At 42.7% G+C, this 18,963-nt stretch carries 14 protein-coding genes; all 14 read left to right on the top strand.

What is annotated here, in order from left to right; translation table 11 throughout:
- Positions 1–239: 239 nt before the first annotated feature.
- The 14 genes from FFR60_RS05195 (at position 240) to FFR60_RS05130 (ending at position 18,944) form a co-directional block, all read left to right on the top strand.
- A complete protein-coding gene (locus FFR60_RS05195; protein WP_137663329.1) occupies positions 240–4,976 on the top strand; it encodes a prealbumin-like fold domain-containing protein in 4,737 nt (1,578 codons plus the stop codon).
- Positions 4,977–4,979: 3 nt separating this feature from the next.
- Entirely contained in the window at positions 4,980–5,690 is a 711-nt protein-coding gene (locus tag FFR60_RS05190) for a pilin N-terminal domain-containing protein (RefSeq protein WP_137663328.1), read from the top strand.
- Positions 5,691–5,764: 74 nt separating this feature from the next.
- Complete coding sequence (locus FFR60_RS05185) at positions 5,765–7,528, top strand: sortase family protein (protein ID WP_137663327.1); 1,764 nt, start codon at positions 5,765–5,767, stop codon at positions 7,526–7,528.
- A 36-nt stretch (positions 7,529–7,564) separates the two neighbouring features.
- Positions 7,565–9,730: a glucosaminidase domain-containing protein gene (locus FFR60_RS05180; RefSeq protein ID WP_137663326.1), complete on the top strand. Its 2,166-nt coding sequence runs from the start codon at positions 7,565–7,567 to the stop codon at positions 9,728–9,730.
- Between the two features lie 20 nt (positions 9,731–9,750).
- The gene (gene lepB / locus FFR60_RS05175) at positions 9,751–10,326 is read left to right on the top strand and encodes a signal peptidase I (RefSeq protein WP_137663325.1); all 576 of its coding nucleotides are present in this window, start codon (positions 9,751–9,753) and stop codon (positions 10,324–10,326) included.
- Entirely contained in the window at positions 10,323–11,099 is a 777-nt protein-coding gene (locus FFR60_RS05170; RefSeq protein ID WP_137663324.1) for an MFS transporter, read from the top strand. The genes lepB and FFR60_RS05170 overlap by 4 nt, the downstream gene beginning before the upstream one ends.
- Positions 11,100–12,800, top strand: a complete 1,701-nt coding sequence (locus tag FFR60_RS05165; protein WP_137663323.1) for a coiled-coil domain-containing protein — start codon at positions 11,100–11,102, stop codon at positions 12,798–12,800.
- Positions 12,801–12,842: 42 nt separating this feature from the next.
- Complete coding sequence (locus tag FFR60_RS05160) at positions 12,843–13,583, top strand: hypothetical protein (RefSeq protein ID WP_249354952.1); 741 nt, start codon at positions 12,843–12,845, stop codon at positions 13,581–13,583.
- Positions 13,584–13,605: 22 nt separating this feature from the next.
- Positions 13,606–14,706, top strand: a complete 1,101-nt coding sequence (locus FFR60_RS05155; RefSeq protein WP_137663321.1) for a coiled-coil domain-containing protein — start codon at positions 13,606–13,608, stop codon at positions 14,704–14,706.
- Positions 14,707–14,814: 108 nt separating this feature from the next.
- Positions 14,815–15,603 (top strand): helix-turn-helix domain-containing protein, encoded by a 789-nt coding sequence (locus FFR60_RS05150; protein WP_137663320.1) that lies wholly within the window; start codon positions 14,815–14,817, stop codon positions 15,601–15,603.
- A gap of 784 nt (positions 15,604–16,387) precedes the next feature.
- Entirely contained in the window at positions 16,388–16,684 is a 297-nt protein-coding gene (locus tag FFR60_RS05145) for a WXG100 family type VII secretion target (protein WP_010742512.1), read from the top strand.
- Positions 16,685–16,745: 61 nt separating this feature from the next.
- Positions 16,746–17,024, top strand: a complete 279-nt coding sequence (locus tag FFR60_RS05140; RefSeq protein WP_088934297.1) for a TIGR04197 family type VII secretion effector — start codon at positions 16,746–16,748, stop codon at positions 17,022–17,024.
- A complete protein-coding gene (locus FFR60_RS05135; RefSeq protein ID WP_137663319.1) occupies positions 17,024–17,383 on the top strand; it encodes a DUF3958 family protein in 360 nt (119 codons plus the stop codon). The genes FFR60_RS05140 and FFR60_RS05135 overlap by 1 nt, the downstream gene beginning before the upstream one ends.
- Positions 17,373–18,944: an EndoU domain-containing protein gene (locus FFR60_RS05130; protein WP_137663318.1), complete on the top strand. Its 1,572-nt coding sequence runs from the start codon at positions 17,373–17,375 to the stop codon at positions 18,942–18,944. Before FFR60_RS05135 ends, FFR60_RS05130 begins: the two co-directional genes overlap by 11 nt.
- The last annotated feature ends 19 nt before the right edge of the window (positions 18,945–18,963 follow it).

The raw sequence follows: 18,963 nt of genomic DNA, 5'->3' as shown, positions 1-18,963 counted from the left end.
ACTTTGATGATCGTGATTGCATTAGGTGCGATCGTTGTAGGTACAGCAACAATGGCGATTGAAAAGAAACGTCGTCACGCCTAAGCCTGGAGTGATCAGCGACGAATGATTCAACGAATACCGCTTACGAAGGATCTTCCTAAACAGTCGATCCTTCGTATCAATCTATTGAATAGAAGCTTTTATTCAATAGCTGACATATCGTCTTGTAAAGAGATGATGGAAAGGAAAGGAAGACGATGAGAAAACCGAACCAACTAAAACGCATGGTCCCCCTCCTTCTTCCTGTCGTGTTGATAATAGGAGTTCTTTTCTTCTATTACCATGGAAAAGCGCTAAAAGCATCAACGCCTGACGCATTGGTCAGTGTAACAGTGGGAAATGAAGCGGTTCAAAATGATTCTTTGACGACGGAGAAAGAAACCGTTGAGCTGACCCTTCAGGCAAAAGAAACCGATATTTTTGAACTGCCCTATGATGACACCGTTTCTGTGACACCTTTGGATGAAGAAGGTCAAGAAACCACGTATCCACAATTGGCTTCCTCTGACGTGAAGAAGAGTCAAGCATTAAAACTCTTTAAAGAGCGTTTGAAAACAACGGACACAAGCGACAGTCACGAAGCAAAAAAGGAAGAAACAACCAAAACAACAGAAACAGCAGAGACAACCGAAGACACAAACAAGCGGCTTCCTTATTATCAAGTTCGCGAAACTGACGACAAAGGAAGTTTTTATTTTGAATTAGAAAAAGAGCAAACTCAACGTGTTCGGATCACTCGTTTGACGAAGAAAAAACAAACAGTGAATCTGGCTTCGTTAACAGATACAAATTTGAAACAACCGATCGTGGTTTTCAAAGCTACAGAACAGCTGACAGAAACACCACCTGAGATTCCTGAAGCACCAGAATCTCAAGAACCAGTAAGTGATGAGAACCAGGAAGAACCCGCGGAACCAACGACTACTGAAAATGAAGAGACCACAGAGGAAGCAAAAGAACCCGCAGCAGAAAAAGCAGCGATCAAACCGCAAGCGGCGAGTATGACAGACCCGTTTAAAGTGACTGTCGATGTTGGGAAAAAAACTGGGACCGAACCCTTTGACAAAGAAATAGGAAATGAGCCTGGTTATGACAAAGATGAACTTAATGATATTGTTCGAACGTTTGACGAAGTCTCTTATGAATTAACACTGGGAATTTCTACTTTAGACGAAAAATACGCGTCAGTTCGAATCCGTTTAGATATAGAGTTACCAGATGCTTGGCGAAAGGACTCCTCTGGACAAGTTCGACAAGTAGCAGAATTCTCAAATGGGACTCTGGTAAATACAGGAAATGGAACGAAAAAATCCATTCGATCGACTTATCAAACAGCCGAAAAAGGTTCAGGTATTCAGGCATACTTTGGTGAAACAATTGAAGTAAAAGGTGGAGTAAATGGCTGGGAATTGAATCCTAAGTTCACTCTGGTCATAGAAAGTGCCACTTTAAAAGATGGCAGCGAAGTAAAAATAAATCAAGAGATTGATAGCACTGTTAAGCCTGAGTTGGCAGAACAAACCAAAGTAACTATTAGTGCGAAACCACTAGTTGATGTGAAGATGGCATGGACGCCAAATCGTATGAGTAATTTTGAAAAAACAACTGGATCGACAGATAAACCTCACACAATGATTACGAATGTTGGAGCGTATGTTCAACTAAAACCTCTTCCTGGAAGAAGCGATCTAACTTCTATCAAGGGTAGTACGTATCCTGTAGGTGGTATAGAGTATAAGATAGAGCAACAAATGATTTATACCAATGAGAATACGGGGAAAAGTAAAGATTTGGTTATTGGAGTGGATAACAATCCTATGCAGGTGATTACTTATGACGGTTTACCTGGTTGGGATATGAATTCTAAAAGGAAATTTACTTCAGAATTTGATTCTTATAAAACTATATATAATCCAATAATTAGACAAGGGTTAGCTACTCCAGTGGGATATACAAGGGGGACATTTCCGCCGAGTCAAGGATACTCAACAGGTATTGGGATATATGACACAGGAAACCCAGTTGTAACAAATAATAGTGATTATAGCATAGCTGTTTCAAATCAGGATTATATACCAATTAGTGTGGGGAAGAATAAGTGGCTTTTATCAGGTACGCAGATGGCTAGTAATGCAGAGCCGTTTTCTGTTGTAGCGATGCAAGTGTTATTTCCTTATGAGTATTTAAATAGATTTCCTGGTGTAAACGGAAATATAAACTACAAATTGACCGTAAACAAAATCAAGTATAAAACTGTAGAGGAGGGTGTAGAGAAAGAGGTAGACCAAAAGGTTGAGTCTACATTAAATATGATTTGGGATAAAAAGTGGCCAGGTACAATTAAAACGTATTCAGCGACTTTAAATTCAGCAACAGCAGGATTAAGTACAAATCCAGATTCCAGTAGGGGTTATGCTAGTGCTGGAGACAGCATTACTACACAAGGAAATAAAATATGGGGAAGTTTTTACTCTGCATATACGGATATAGCAGCTGATACATCAATAATGTATAGTCGATGGAATGCGAATAGTGTAACTTATGACAATTCTAGAAGAATAGTGGATAAATCGAATGGTGGAAATCTTCAAAAGCTTTTTTATGGCGTGGGTTCTAAATTTCCTGATATGACATTAAGAAAAAATGATGATATTGATCAGGAATATAGTTGGTATTCTACACCTGAAGAGGCTTTAGCTAATGGAGAAATTGTGGCAATAAAAACACTATTTAAAGTCACTGATTCTTCAGGAAGTGGATATCCAAGAATTCATGTTCCTTTAATAGCTAATGGAAAAATTGGTGCTGCAGATAGCATGGGTAATGCTAATATATTTTTGACCAATGTATTTAATTTTGAAATAGATGGTAAAACACTATCTAAGAGTTATCCAACTGACAGCATGGTTGATTACAGACCAACGACATATAATGATAAAGGAATTCTTCAAACTTCTCATAGCCCAACTTCGGATTGGGGAGACACACTCTATATTGCTGGAATGACCATCCGCCCAACGATTTCAACTGATGAAAAGGTATATTCACCGAATGATATAGTCAAATGGACGGTGGATGGAAAAGTAGAAAGTGGTTCAGAGAATAAACATAAAGTTCAATTTGCAGTTACTATCCCAAAAGAAACGCAATATATAGATGAAACGGCAAAAGACTATCAAGGAAATCCATTACCTGACCCATCATCCAGAGTTGAAAATGCTGATGGTACATGGACGTTGAAATGGGTATTGGATTATACGGCTGAAGGCAGTACCTATAATCCGAAGGTAACGTTTGACACGAGTATTATCTCTTCAAAACTAACCTTCATAAGTAATTCGGCCCAGTTAGATGGAAAAGTAGTTGCGGATGTCTGGTTAGAGGAAGACAAAAATGTTCGAGATACTTCTGATGAACAATTACGAACCAGTACAGCAAACGCAACCGTCACGAATTCTGGGGTGATTGTGGTAGATAAGGTCGTGGATAAACCATACATTGAAAGTGGGAACGAGATTGATCCGGCGAAACCGTCGGATACCAATCCAACCGATTTTACGTATACGATTTCCTTTAAGAATCATTCGACGAAACCTATGGATGATGTTCGAGTCTTGGATGTTTTACCGTTCAACGGGGATCAACGAGGAACGGATTTTAACGGAAGCTATTCAGTGACTGAGGTCAAACAAATGCCGGGAAGTGTTCCAGGAACTATCTGGTATAGAACTAGTAGTGGTGTGGGGGTCAATACTGATCCCAATGATGTCATATTAACTAGCAGTTGGTACAAGCTAGGTTCGAACATGGAAGTTTTGAAAAACGCCAAAGCAATCATCGCGGTTTATGATAAGTTGGATCCTGGTGAAGACATGGCCTTAACGATAACTTTGAGACCAGATGGTCAACAAGCAGGGGATAAATATGTCAATTCGCCAGCTCTAAACTCTAGGGTCCCACAACATGTTCAAGGTGTCCCAAGTAGTGTACGAGTTTATGGACGTGATCTATCTGGTGTGGCTTGGTACGACGATAACTTGGATGGTCTCATTGGAAACAAACCAGCTGGCGGTGCTGAAGAGTGGGCTAAGGATATTCCAGTGAAATTGTATCGAACCAGTTTAGAAGTTCCTTCCTATACGAACAAATTAGTAGAGGAAAGTTTAACAGGTGAGAAGTTTATTGATCCCTCGGGAAATTCATTGGTGAAAACTGACACGAACGGGAAGTATCAATTTAACAATTTACCAGAAGGAAACTATCTTGCAGAGTTTGTGATTGGCGACAAGGTGGTCCAACGAGAGTTTCGGGTCACTAAGAAAGAGGCCGGCAGTGATGAGAGTCTGAACTCCAAAGCAGATCAGACGACCTATAAAACCAAGGACTTTGCACAGCCGATCTTAAGTGAGGTGGCGGGCTTAGGTGCTACGGATTCGAAGAATCATGTAGAACACGTCAACCTTGGCTTGGTCCGACCATCCACGATTCGCCTGTTCAAGTTTGCGACTGGAACGGCAATTGATGGTGACGGTGATGGAAAACTAAGTGAAGCAGAAAAAGCGACTGGAACGCCGTTGAAAAATGCGGAGTTTGAGGTGTACGAAGGGGATGCGTCATCGCCATTTGCGAAGGAAACGACTGATGAAAGTGGGAATTTGAGCTTTGTCAAATTGTTCCCAGGCGAACATACGTTGATCGAAACCAAAGCACCGGAAGGGTATGAACTGATCAAATCACCGATCAAGGTCACGATCACGGAAGGCAATCAAACGATCCAAGTCTATCAAGAAGATGACAAGAAAACCGATCTGCCATTTACTGGTGGTACTGGACCGATGCTTCTGTTACTGATCATCGTCAGCGGTATGGGAATTCTTGGACTTGGGGGTCTGTACTGGTATTATCGCCAACCTAGCAGGAAGGGAGAAGGATAAGTGATGAAACGATTTTTGATAACTGCGTTTAGCCTTCTTCTGATGCTGGGAGGTCTAATCGCTGGAACGACTCGAAGTATTGCGGCAGAAGAAGCCGAAGGGTATTCGATCTCTGTCATCAAGTACAAGCTGGAAGATCCAGAGATCTTGACCAATCAACTGCCCTTAGATGGGACAAAAGCTGAGGCAGTCAAAGATGCCAAGGGCAATCAACTAGCCCCACTTGCCGGGATCACCTATGAAGTCACACGGGTGTCGCCGGTTCAAGGTACGAATACCTTTGAAGATATCATCGGTGACGATGCTTACTCTACTACGGTTACGACCGATGCCACTGGGACGGCATACTTTCCCGGTTTGGCACAAGGGATGTATCGCGTAGTCGAAAAAGAACATGAACAATTGCGGGAAACGATGGAGCCGGTAATCTTAGAATTGCCGCTGCCCCAACGGACCGGAGAAGCGTTATCAGAGGTCTATCTTTACCCGAAATCTGGGGTGAAGACGGCCGCTGATCCAACGAATCCGAAGAAAGACCTGCCCAATACTGCTGGCACGACTACCAATGCAGCCAGTGCCGCCAACAAGGAACGGCTCCCGCAAACAAGTGGAACCATCGGTTCGTATCACTCGCTGCTACTCGTTTTAAGCTTCATTCTCATCATGGCTCTGATTGGTTTCCGAGTTATGAAAACGAAGAAGTTTGATTTTTAATGACGACGAAGAAGAGTAACTCGGGATCTTTGAGTTGCTCTTTCTTTTCTAATTTCTGTAAAGGATGACACGCCATGAAGAACAAAGGAACCCAAAAACGAACCAAACGCAGTAATCTTGTCATGGGGTTCGCCATTTTTATGATCGTGGCGGGAATCCTTGTGCTGCTCTATCCAATCGTGGGTAATTATTTAGCCAATCGTGAACGAAGTTCAGCCAGTACCAGCTATGACAATGCCTTAAAGAAGATGTCCAAAAAAGAGAAAGCCCAACAGTACGAATTGGCGAAACTCTACAATCAATATGTCTTTGACAAACAACAGGGCCATCACCCAGACCCGATCGCGTACAAAAGCATCATCAAAAATGAGTCTAACGTGATGGGAACGATCGATATTCCAGCGATTGATATCGAAAAGATGCCTTTTTACCATGGAACGTCGTTTAAGACCTTGGATAAAGGTCTGGGCCATTTGGAAGGCACATCGATTCCAATTGGCGGAAAGAATACCCGCTCCGTGATCACGGGGCACAGCGGCGTAAAGAATCAGATCCTGTTTACCGATGTGAAGAATTTACAAGAAGGCGATCTTTTTTATATCAATATTCTCGGCAAACGCTTGGCGTATCAAATCGATTCCTTTGAAGAGATCTTGCCTAGTGAGTCGGACAAAGTCAAGATCGTGGAAGGCCAAGACAAAGTGACCTTACTGACCTGTACTCCGCCGGGGATCAATACCTATCGATTGTTAGTCAATGGGCATCGAATCCCATATAAAGATGCAGAAAAACAAAAAGTTCGAAAACGAAATCTATGGAGTTACCAAAATGTTGTCTTAGCGACCTTAGTGATCAACTTCCTATTGTTCCTGATCTTGGTGTCGATCTATCGCTTCCATGTCAAACGCTTCCGTTCGGATGACCCATTAGTGGTCTATAAGGCACGGAAACGACTACGGCGATTGTTTACATTAACGAAGATCTATTTTGTCTTGATCTTTGTCGCCATGTTAACGGTCTTGAGTATTGCGGTTTACGGTTATGTCCAGATGCAGGAAGATACCTCGTTAGGTGCCGTGGATGTTGGACAAACCGAACAGCTAAGCACCTTCAACTTGGATAAAGTCAATCGCGCCAATTACGCGGAAAAGCAGATCGCCAGTGTCAATGTGGCGAACTATGCAGAGGCGCGAGGAAACAGTTATGAAACAACGAATAATTGGGGGATCGGAAAATTACAGATCCCAAAGGTCGATATTGATCTGCCTGTATTGGCTGGGCTCGCCAATGAAAACCTCTTGACCGGGGCGGCGACCTATCGGGCAGATCAACAGCTTGGCAGAGGAAACTATGTCTTGTTAGCACACAATATTTTTGAACAGGATGTGCTGCTTCATCGGATTAAGAACCTATCGCTCGGAGACAAGATGTATATTACCGATTTTAAAGATATCTATACCTATGATGTGAGTGTGAATAAGGTAATCGAAGAGACCGAGGTTTCCTATATTGAGGACAAGGCAAAGGATGGGAAACAACTCTTGACGCTGCTTCGATGTGAAGGCAATATAGGCACGATCTACCGCCGCGTCGTTCAAGGCAAGCTGTCGAGTGTCCAACCAATCGAGACAGCCAGTACACAATTACTAAAAGAAGTCGGTGTAAAAGCTCAGGCCCAAGAAGCGCCGAAAAAGCTCTTGAACAAACGAAGAGTCAGTCCTTTTCAACAGTTTGCGATGTTGATTGCGGCAAAATTCGTCTCAGAACCGCTTCAAACAATGGTTCCGATGTTTCTCTTCTTTTTATTGCCGATATTATTTTTCAGTCTGATTCATTAGTACTGAAACCATGATGTGAGAAAGGAAAACCAATTCATGAAAAAACTAGTTGTGGGTGTTTGCGGGGTACTTGTCTTCATTGGCGGACTCGCCAGTCTGCGAAGCGGCGTACTAAAAGCGGGTGAACTGCCAGAAGAATCTTCTTTAATAGTAGAAACAGGCACGATAGAAAGTGCAGTCTCTATTCCTGAAAGCAGTGAAGCCCCTGTTGTGGAAGCACCTGTTCCAGAAATAGTTGAAGAAATGCCAGCAGAAGAACAGCCGGAAGTTCCTGTGGTAGAAACACCGGAACCGTCTGGAACAACAGAGTCAGAAGAGCCGACATCCTCGGAGCCAGCACCTTCTGAAAGTAGTACGGTAGATTCTTCGACCAATACCAGTTCAACAGCGTCGTCTAGTGCTAGTAACTCAAGTTCTACGAAGCCTTCAAGCAGTTCGTCGACTTCAAGTACAACAACGTCGAGCAGTACAAAACCAAGTAATTCATCTAATAGTAGTTCGTCAAAACCAAGCAGCACCAAACCAAGTACGACTACGCCGAACAGTTCGGCACCAGCACAGTCGTCTACGAGTCAAAGTCAAGAAAAGCCAATACAGTCCGTGACACCAGCGCCAACACCTGTGGTTCCAAGTTCTCCCGCAGCGGCAGCGCCAATCACACCTGAGTATGCCAGTGTGCAAGCCAGTTCTGGGTTTACGCCGACCGTGCCCGAAGCATTTGCGGGAACTAGCAGCTTGAACTTGCCAAGTGAACTGAAAACGACCGAAGTCGCCCAATCGGACTTGAAAGGGTTCGAGTTACCACTATTAAGCAGTTTTGAAAACAAAAACCATGCGGCATTGATCTATGAAGGGATCAAACAGCTTGGAACTGAACAAGAAGAAACCTATAGTGCTGAGGACATGGCAACCGAGCTTTACCAGCAATTATTCGAACGAGAAATTACAGGGACACCAGAAAAAGCACCGGAAGAACTCACGGTAGGCAGTCTGTTGTATCAAAAGAAAAAAGAGAAGAATAGTTTGTTAGGTGTCTACATCGGCGAAGAGTATTACCTAACCGTCGATGATGTGGAGATTGAGAGAGAGACAGATAACTCTTCAGATGCAGAAGAGACCAAAAAAGAAACCCAACGCCAAGTCGTTGTCGAATCCATTGATTTGGAAGAGGACCTGTTGGTTCAAGAATTACCAGAAGTAAACTTGACGGAGTATGGCGAACAAACGTTGGCAGAGTATCCGGCAGCTATGAACTTTACCGAAAATGAAGGCGCGAAAAGCTTCATTGAAACAGTCGGAGAGGATGCTAGAAAGTTAGGACAAGAATACGATGTCTTCGCTTCTGTCATGATTGCGCAAGCATTAATAGAGAGTGGTTCTGGTACTAGCAGTTTATCTCTAGCACCAAATTATAATCTGTTTGGGATTAAAGGTACCTACCAAGGACAAGCAGTGTCGATGGCAACCCAAGAAGATCGTGGAAATGGCGAACTCTATTCTATCAACTCTGCGTTTCGTAAATATCCAAACTATGCAGCATCTTTAGGCGACTATGTGGAATTATTACGTGGCGGAATCTCAGGAAACGCGGGATATTACCAACAGACGTGGCGCTCAACGGCAAAGAATTATCTACGGACAACGAATGCTTTAACGGGTACCTATGCGACGGATACAACGTATGGTCAAAAGCTGAACTCGATTATCGCTTTGTACCATTTAACACAGTATGACCAAGTTAAAACAACTGAAGGAAATTCTGGGGTCTTTATTAAAGGCAAAGACGAAATTCCAGAAGAATACCGCAGTCGGATGAAATACCCTGATTACAATGGTATCGATTATAACAGCTCAGGCTCCTATCCAGTCGGTCAATGTACGTGGTATGCCTTTAATCGCGTGAAGCAATTAGGCAAATCAGTCGATGACTATATGGGCAATGGTGGCGAATGGGCGACTAAAGGCAAGGCATTAGGCTATGAAGTCAGTCAAAAACCCAAAGCCGGCTGGTTGATTTCTTTTAAACCAGGTGTTGCTGGATCAGATGCACGCTATGGACATGTGGCCTTTGTGGAAGTGGTGCGACCGGAAGGAATCTTGATTTCAGAAGGGAACGTCTATGGCGGTACGGTCATTTCGTATCGTGTAATCGATAATGCCTTAGCCACATCTGACCAAGTCTCATATGTAAAAGCTAAGTAAGAAAAGGAGCAACGCAACTTATGGCAACTGTGCACTCACGTCAAACGAAAAAGGAAGACATTCCAAAACGGTCGATTGGTAAAAGCCTTGTGCTTACGATCTTGACTATTTTGTTATTGCTGGTGATTATCGGTTCCTCGTTATTAGTTCGTAGAGAATATAGTTTTCATCCGATCTCTGGAACATCTATGAGTCCGGCGCTGACAGAAAAAGACATGGTGTTGGTCAAACGGCGTGGCTCGATCCTTCGGTATGACGTGATCGCATTTTCCGTTAAAGGAGAAGAAGGCAAATTTGTGAAGCGCGTGATCGGGATGCCGGGGGATACGCTGTTTATCCGGAATGATCGGATGATTTTGAATATCGGAGAAGAAGGCGATTTTGAAACGACGTACACCTTTCAGCTCTCGCCGGCGGTCTCGGAGGGTTTTCAGGAGTTGACGAAGATTCCGGAAGGCTTCTATTTTACGATTGGAGATCATATCGATGTGTCGAAGGACAGTCGCACCTTTGGACTTGTTAATAAAAATGAAATTGAAGGCACGGTCCAATTTCATCTCCCATCCTTATTGAAAAGGGAGGCGGAAAGTCCATGATGATCCTACTAGGAAGTGTGAGTGCTCTCTTTGTTTTCGCAGCGGTCGTGTTGACGCTCCTGCGAATCAGTTTCGATCTGCGATTTTCTGCCATTCAAAAAGAGCCGGATCAAACGCCGTTATTTCGCAGAAAAGTGAAATATCTGAGAAAAGTCGAACAAGCCAAGCACATTCGCTATTTATTGGTGACTTGTTTGAGCGTCGGGATTGCTCTGATGATCTTACTCAGCGCTTTTTATTTTCTAGCCAAGGATCAGCAAACGATGGCAAGGCAAACGAATAAGCTGACCGAGCGTATCATTTATTTGGAACAAGAACAGAAGCAACTGATCGCAAGTCTGCCCTTAAAGAATTATCCAGCAGCGGGTGTGGGGCTCAAGGACTATGCGTGGGAAAAATTAAGTGATGAAACGAAGGACGCGAAATTACAGAATCAGATTGAAACAGCCATTTCTCAAAGGACCATTCAATATTTTGGCTCTACGGATACGTCGGTTTCATTGTCTGTTCCTCATACGTTGACTCTTCAGTTAAACGGACAGATGGCTGATTCTGCAAGTCAGGAAACCATCAAAAAAAATATCGATGGGTTTGTTAACGAAGCCGAAGCGATTTCTGATTTGACAGATATCCAGGTTCGGATGATCACCTCCGATAGTAAAAACAAAAAAGTGGTGTACCACGTGAATTACGCTCGCAAAAAATCGAGTGATTCATTCAATAAAACAAACGTTTCTGAGCAAAATCTGAAGAATGATGGTGGGAAAGGCTAAATGGCAGATAAACAGAAAAAGAACAAGTGGCTTTCAACCAAAGCGTTGAAAGATTTTATCAACGATATTTCTGAAGAGGAACTTCAAGCAGAAGAGCTGTATAACGAAACCAAGAATTTTCAGAATTCTGCTGGTGAGGAGACTGAACCTTCACAAGGTGTGCTGGATGAATTGATCCAAACGCAAGAAGAAGTGAGTCAGCAGGATCACTTAGAGAAACAAGCAAGCGAACAGCAGCACGTTCAGGAAGAATTGGCTGCGTTAAAAAAAGAAACGGCTGGCCGTCTTCAGGAGCTGGAGCTGGAAAACGAGACATTGAAGGAAAAGTTGGATTTTGAGCGAACACGAATGCCAGAAGAGTTAAATGATCAAGAGGAGCAATGGCAAGTCAAGCTTGCCTCACTAGCAAAAGAAAAGCATGGACTAGAAGAAAAAAATGAACAACTTCAACAGCAGCTGAACGACCGAGAAGAGACAGAGAGTACCGTCGAACAGCTTCAACAGCAATTAAGTGAAGTGCAGCAAAAATTAGAAGAAGCACAACAAGATTTAGAAGAAACACAAAAAGACCTGACGGAAACGATCGAGCAGGTCAGTACAGAAGATTCAGAACACAAAAATAAACTTCAAGAGTTGGATAGTTTAACCCAACAATTGGAAGAAGTGCAAAACAACTACCAAGAGTCCCAAGAAAAAAATCGGGAAAAGAAAACAGCATTAAAACAGCTTAGAGGCGAAGCAACGCAGGCTCAACAGCAGCTTGATCAACTTAAGCAAGAACATTTGGAGCTGGAGAAGGATTACCAGCAGCTCCAGACGATCAATCAAAAAAATGAGCAGGAGCAAGCAGCGCTTCTGGCAGAAAATGAAGTCTTAGTCCGAGTGCTCGCTCAAAGAGATCAAGAGCTTGTAGACTACAAGAAAATGAAAGCAGAAATGGCTCGGCTAAAAGAAGAAAATGCGGTCTATCAAGCAACGATGCAACAATTAACTCAAGAAACAAACGCAGCTGAGCAACAAGATTCGGATACCGAACAGGTGCGTAAAAATAAAATGGAGGAATCACAAATGGAGGTTGTCGAGCAAGGACAAATGCCTGAAGAACAAGCAAATGAACAGGAAGAAACTACTGAAAACTTAGAACAATTAGTGGTGGAAAAAGAAGCACTCAACAGTGCCTTGTTCGATGCGCATGAAGAAATCGCAAAGCTTGAGGAAAAGACGAGTGCGCTGGAACAGCTGGAAGCTGAAAAGGAACGACTGGCGAGCCGCTTAGCGGATGCCCAAGTCGAATTAAGTAAGCTAAAGGAACAAAAAGACGCAGAGGAAAGCCTCGAATTGATCCAAGCCAAGAAACAGGTCGAGGAATTGATTGAGAAGAACGAACAGCTGAAAAAAGAAGTCGTGCAATCCCAACAAGAAATCGGCGAAGTGCTGATCTCCGCGAAGAAGCAAGCGAATCGCACGATCGAAGAAGCCCAAACCGAGGCGAAGCACCTGATCAGCTCTGCGGAATTGGAATTAGAAAACATCAGTAACCGGGCGCGAAAGATTCTGATCGAAGTGTCAGAATCACGGAAGAATGTGCTGTCGATCTATGATGATCTGGAATTCAAGGTCGAAGCACTCTCGAACGGTACACTGTTAAAGGAAATAAAGAAAAATAGTCAGGGACAGAAGTTATCCAATTATTTTGAGTAGCTGCGAAACGAAACTAGAGAGAGAAAAGGGGAAACGAACATTTTGATCATAAATTGGATGAGCGTAGGGCTGGTCATTTTGATACTCATTGTTTGGTTTCGGCGAATGATCATTAAAGTGCAGCTGCAACGACTAAACTTACCGCCCGATACGCCGCTATCATTCCAGCGAAAGCTGGAGTATGTCAAACAGGCAGAGCAAGAAAAGCATGTTTCTGCTTTATTGATCCTCATTCTATTTTTAGCGGTGGGTCTATTGCTGACTACTTATGGGCTTTTTCAGATGCAAAATCAAGTGCACGTTGTTACCGAGCGAAGCAATCAGTTGAAGGATGAACTATACACGCTAAAAAAAGAGCAGCAACAGATTATCACCAAGCTGCCAATTAAAGCCTACCCTGCTAAGGGGATCGGCTTGAAGGACTATCCATGGGATAAATTATTCTCAGAGGAAAATCGAGAAAAACAATACGAAACGGAAAGCGATTTGTCGACGAAAGTGAAACCATACTTTGGTCTATCCACGACCTTGATCGTACTGGATATTCCAACGCAGACCTTGAACATTGCATTAGCGGGGGATTCCGGCAGTGAGGAGAATCGCCAACAGATCAAAGACAACGTCACATCCTTCGCGAAAGAAGCGAAGGATGTGACGAAGTTAACCCAGATCACTTTCCAAATGAATTTAATGAATGATAAGAATAAGAAAAAGACCTATAGCTGTACCTTTTCACGCGAGAAGGCCGACGAAGAGTTTACATTGATCCAAGAAGAAGAGTAAAGAAAGAGGAGTGGGAGTCTGTATGAACGCACAACAAAAAAAGAATGGCTGGTTTTTCAATAAAAACATCATCGATGAGATCAATTCGGTGCCAGAAGAAGAGATCATGATCGAAGACCGACCAAGAACGGTCGAGCAGCCTGTGAAGAAAGAAACCGATGAGACCGCGGAACTGAAATGTCTAATCGCTGAAAAAGACGAGCAGCTTGAACAAGTAAAACGAGACACGGCCTTAGAAAAGCAGCGCCTAGCAAAAGAAAATGAAAAATACAAACAAGCCCTTCTGCGAACGGGCGAAGAAAAAGCCGAGAACCGTCGTCAGATTCAAGACTTAGAGACAGAGGTTCGCCGAAATCGCCAAGAGATCCAACGCCTGCAGGACAATAAAGAAACCGGCTACTTAAAAGAACAACTGGAACAAGCCGAAGAAGAAGTGAACACCTTAAAAACTTCGTTGGAAAATTATCATTCGTTGGAAGCCGATCTGGCAGAAGCCAAGAAACAGCTTCACGAGTTCGCTCTGAGCCAGCAAGACGGCGAACGCCGTTACCAAGAAGCCATCCAACAAGTTGAACACCAAATGGATAGCATCACCGCTGACTTGACCAAAAAAGAAGAATTGGTGGCTCAATTGGATCACTTGATTACCGATAAGGACCAACAGATTCTGGAAAAAGAAGAGTTGGTGCAACAATTGATCGAAGATCAGAAGCATCAAGAAACCGTGATTGAAAGTGAGCAGATCGCGAGTTTACAAGAACAGATTACCGAGCTTCGAAACGAGAATGACCAATTAAAACAAGAAGCGATCCATTCCCAACACGAGATCGGTGAAGTCTTGATCTCCGCTCGCCGCCAAGCGAATCGGATGGTGGAAAAAGCCAAGATGGATGCCCAACGCATTGTGAAGGATTCGGAAGCCGAATTACAAACGATCCATGACCGGGCCAAAGAAATTTCGTGTGAAGTCGACGAATCCCGTCAAACGATCATGAGCATCTATGAAGAAATGAAGACCCGTGTGGATCAGTTGGCGCAAAGTGATGTGCCGGATTTAGAGGAAATCAAGGGTCGCTATGAGTATCCAAAGGTTTCTGTGTTGTCACGCAAAGAGTTTCAGTAAGTCAATCGGAAGAGCGCAGGGCTGCCTTGTTTTCTTCCGGCTACATAGTGCTTCAGGAGATTGGATGAATCATTATTATTAGGGTTTAACTACGAAGGGGAGATTAGCATGAATCAAGTCTTGATTCTGACGAAAAATATTTTAACCGAACAAGAGATTCAACAGAAGCTGCAGGCGTTGAATTATGAAGTCTATTGTTCCGCACGAATACTTGAAACCAGCTGCCAACAATTAGGAACATCAGATTTTTTTAGATTCTTTCAATATGTCATTTTAAGTGAAACAATCTGTGAATCGGAAATAATGGAGCTCGTTCCACTGTTGCGCAAGAGCGCCATTCGCATTATTCGAAAAGTGGAGTCCAAAGTAACAGAAATGGACCATCAGTATTTAGAAGAAGCACTGATCCACGCCATCATCTCAAATGAGGATTCTGTCGATGAACTGCGGGAGTGCCTATACGCTTTGAAGAACCAACGAAATGAGCAGTCATATGAGAATCGAAAATATGTGCAATTATCGGATAAGGTCTCGTTGATTCGTCCGAATGTCCTGCAAAAAGAAACGATAACACCGGAAGACAATTATCAATTTTTAGAAGTCCTGCACCATTTATCTACGACCGAAACAAGGATTTTGTCGATCCTGCTTGAAGCGGGGAACCAAGTCGTGACCAGAGAAACCATCTGTCATCAAATCTGGAACGATGACGCCAATAAATCCCATTTGGCCTCATTATCCAGCACGGTCACCCGGATCAAAACCAAGTTTGAAACGACGAACTTAGCCAACAAAGCGATCCAAACGTTGTGGGGCAAAGGGTATCGAATCAATCCAGAGCTTCTAGACCGGATTCAGAAAAGCGATACGCTTCATACCCTTGTTTCAAATGGGTAATATTATAATGAAGAATTTTAAAACGAGAAAGCCGAGTCCAATTTGATATGCTCCCTATAAAGTAGACAAGGAAAAAAACAAAAATTCCAAATCTACTTTATAGGGAGTTTTTGTATGTCAAAAAGAAGTAAGTATTCTGTAAGCGTCATATAGCAAAGTGTCTCGGCGATGATTGTTAAACTAATTATATCGTAAGCGCCGAACCACTGAGTACCTAGACGACCTTTAGACCGATTGTTACCCTACAATCAGGCAAAAGTCGTTTTTCAATTATCTTGAACGCCTGCTGTCCAAGGAAGATACGTATCTAAATGTTTCGTTGTAAGAACAGGCACGTTTGGCTGCTCCTAAAATAAGTACTGAAGATACTTCATACTGTTGAGACCATTAAGTTCAGCCGTTTTAATGACACTTAGGATAACTCCTGTTGTCTGTGCACCGCTCAAGCTGGTAGAGAATGGGTTAGATCCGAGAAACTACCTCGTTTACTTATTCGAACAAATCCCCAATCTGCCAAATGTAACAAAAACTGCACTAGCAGCTTATTTACCGTGGAATCAAACAGTCCAAGCAGATTGCCGTGCAAACTCTAGAGAAGCCCAGCGTTCTTCTTGTTCTATAGGAGGAACGCTGGGCTTTTAAATACACCTTAGTATTTTTCTACCATATATATCATTTCATTCGTCGTATAAGCAACTTTTTACCGTATACGACGAACTTTGGTTTCTAGCTCCAAATCTGGGTTATCCTAACAGTAACTTAACTATATAGGAGGAATTACATTATGGCAGGAGCAATTACAGTCACACCCGAACAGCTGAAATCACAGGCGAAGGTTTACCAACAAGCCTCAGCCCAAATCGAGGACGCGATCCGCAAAGTGAATTCAATGAACCAGACGATTTCACAACAATGGCAAGGGGAAGCCTTCCGAGCTTATTTGGAACAATACAATCAGCTTGAAGGCAACGTGAAACAAATGGAAGAGCTGCTAGAAAGCATCCATGGACAACTAAACAAATACGCGGACACCGTGGCAGAACGCGACCGCCAAGATGCTGGATCATTCGGCTTAAATTAATCAAACATGAGAGCATCAGTACATTGCGTGCTGGTGCTTTTTTCAAAAAGGAGTAATTAATATGGCGGTAAAAAGTAATCTAGGCGTTGCCCAACAACGAGCCAGCGCATTGAAAAGTGCGGCGGGCAGTTTGACCGCAGGCGGTGTTGCAACAAGTGATTCGCAAACGACTGTTGCAGGGAATAAATCCGCTCAAAATGCGGTGAAATCAACATACAATGCAGTGCTGAAAGTCAGCGAAGCAGTAAGCAGTGCGTCAAGTAATATCAATAGTGTTGCGAAAAACTTTGAGGCGATCGATCAAGCCGGAAAAGAATTATTTACAAGGAAGCAATTTTAATGAGTGAACAACGATTAGAAGATATTCGAAGAGAGCAAAGAGACATCACGAAAAAAAGAGATGCGCTGTATGAACGTCAACGATCAGTCGACCGATTGAATGACGGCATCGGCACCTATTTCCGAAAAACGCAACAACTATTGCAAAAAACGCGGGAAACCTTTCGAAAAAACGACGGCGGCCGTGAATTTGATGACATCTATTCCTTCTTTTCTCGCGATGCCGGAAAAGCGATGGAAGCCCTAGGAGAAGAAAAACGAGAAATCAAGCGCGAACAGCAATTACTTGAAGAACAAAACCACGCACTAACGAAAGAAAAGAAGAAACTGTACAGCGAGGAGGAAACCAATGAGCATTGATATGTATGTCGGCAGTTCGCAAGCACAGGCGAGCAGCGTCAATACGATGTGTCAAAAACAAATCCAAGGCTACCAAGAGCTGCAACAAGCCATTAACCAATTCGTCATGAGCAGCGGAGAATTGCAGGGAAAAACCTACGACTCTGCAAAACAATACTTTTCGGCCGTTTTACAGCCTTTAGCCAAAGGTGGTATGCTTCTATCGGAAGCGGTAGCCGAAGCCTGCCAGAAATTTCCAGACGACTATCAATCCCAAGTCGATAGCGCAGACTTAAAATCGTCTGAGCTAGAAGAACAGATCCAACAATACCAACAAGGGATCGATACAGCGAATGCGATCATTCAAGCACTCTCAGCTAACCCAGAGATGGGCGTACTAATGAAATCAGTATTGAGAGGCGTTAAGAATGTAAAAGAAGGCCAAGAAAAAGCGAAGAAGAAATTAGAGAAGAAACTAAGAAAATTGATGAAGTTTCATGCCTCTTCGCCTTCAATATTTTCGGAGATAGCGACACTGGAATCTGCAGTGAATGCAGGTGCAAAGCAAGCAGGTACTTGTTGGAATGGGAGTACAGGAACTTTCTCTGTTCCTAAGCAAGAAGAGATGGCTTGGGCAGCAAATGTTAATACACTTTGGGAGAAAAAAGAAGCCGCGAAAAATGAAAAAATTGAAGTAAAAAAAGTCACGATACCGGGAAAAGTAAATGGCGACGGGTATTATTACCAGATATTTGTAGATGGTGTTTACGACAAAGAAGCGTCGGAAAAATATAATCTGGATAGAGTAAAGAAAAGAACCATTGAAGGCTTATACCATTTGGGAGAACTCTCTGGTATTAATGACTTTTATCGAGTTGCGACGGGCAAAGATTGGTATACTGGAACAAAAGATAGTCGCATAAAGGCCGCAGGGTTTACACTCTTGGATCTTATTGGTGGAAAAATACTAATAAAAGGTGCAAAAGCTCTAAAAATTGGCGAAATCTTTAGTGCTGGAAAAAAAGTAACGAAAGTAAAAGTTACTACCAAAGCAGGCAGGACGATTAATAAAGGTACTGTGATTAAAGGAAAGAAAACTGGGAAGTATAAAAAGACCAGTGTGGCTAATAATTTCAAATTTGGAAGTAATTCCAAGAATCATTTGAAAAAAGTAGAGGCGGTCAATACTAAAAAAGGTGTTGTCGGTGGTCATAATATGGATGATTTCAATAATGCGCTTAAAAATCAAGGGTTTAATCCAGAAGACTTGATTGTTTCAAAAAAACCACACCCAACTATTGATGGTATTTATGAAGTTGAATACAAAATACCTAGAAAGGATATGACTGGTAATGTTGCAGAGCCAGTAACTTATAAGAGTATTGAAAAACCTAAAACAGTTTATGACCCAACAAAAATTAGTGACAATCAAATGTATGAATGGGGGCAGACTGCCATGAATAATGGAAAAATCCAACCAGATGGTCGAACAATTATTGGAACTTCTCCAAACGGTGTAAAGTTTATAGGTTATTTAAATGATGCAGGAGAAGTAACTAACTTTTTCCCTGTATTAAACTAGAATGATTGGATTGTGATAC

The sequence above is a fragment of the Enterococcus hulanensis genome (assembly GCF_005405485.1).
GTDB classification, from domain to species: Bacteria; Bacillota; Bacilli; order Lactobacillales; family Enterococcaceae; genus Enterococcus_A; species Enterococcus_A hulanensis.
This window is presented reverse-complemented; position numbering and strand designations above follow the sequence as displayed.

What these genes read in the sequence shown, in the direction of transcription:
- FFR60_RS05195 (WP_137663329.1), top strand. Translation starts at nt 240, where the DNA reads ATGAGAAAACCGAACCAACTAAAACGCATGGTCCCCCTCCTTCTTCCT.
- FFR60_RS05190 (WP_137663328.1), top strand. Translation starts at nt 4,980, where the DNA reads ATGAAACGATTTTTGATAACTGCGTTTAGCCTTCTTCTGATGCTGGGA.
- FFR60_RS05185 (WP_137663327.1), top strand. Translation starts at nt 5,765, where the DNA reads ATGAAGAACAAAGGAACCCAAAAACGAACCAAACGCAGTAATCTTGTC.
- FFR60_RS05180 (WP_137663326.1), top strand. Translation starts at nt 7,565, where the DNA reads ATGAAAAAACTAGTTGTGGGTGTTTGCGGGGTACTTGTCTTCATTGGC.
- lepB (WP_137663325.1), top strand. Translation starts at nt 9,751, where the DNA reads ATGGCAACTGTGCACTCACGTCAAACGAAAAAGGAAGACATTCCAAAA.
- FFR60_RS05170 (WP_137663324.1), top strand. Translation starts at nt 10,323, where the DNA reads ATGATGATCCTACTAGGAAGTGTGAGTGCTCTCTTTGTTTTCGCAGCG.
- FFR60_RS05165 (WP_137663323.1), top strand. Translation starts at nt 11,100, where the DNA reads ATGGCAGATAAACAGAAAAAGAACAAGTGGCTTTCAACCAAAGCGTTG.
- FFR60_RS05155 (WP_137663321.1), top strand. Translation starts at nt 13,606, where the DNA reads ATGAACGCACAACAAAAAAAGAATGGCTGGTTTTTCAATAAAAACATC.
- FFR60_RS05150 (WP_137663320.1), top strand. Translation starts at nt 14,815, where the DNA reads ATGAATCAAGTCTTGATTCTGACGAAAAATATTTTAACCGAACAAGAG.
- FFR60_RS05145 (WP_010742512.1), top strand. Translation starts at nt 16,388, where the DNA reads ATGGCAGGAGCAATTACAGTCACACCCGAACAGCTGAAATCACAGGCG.
- FFR60_RS05140 (WP_088934297.1), top strand. Translation starts at nt 16,746, where the DNA reads ATGGCGGTAAAAAGTAATCTAGGCGTTGCCCAACAACGAGCCAGCGCA.
- FFR60_RS05135 (WP_137663319.1), top strand. Translation starts at nt 17,024, where the DNA reads ATGAGTGAACAACGATTAGAAGATATTCGAAGAGAGCAAAGAGACATC.
- FFR60_RS05130 (WP_137663318.1), top strand. Translation starts at nt 17,373, where the DNA reads ATGAGCATTGATATGTATGTCGGCAGTTCGCAAGCACAGGCGAGCAGC.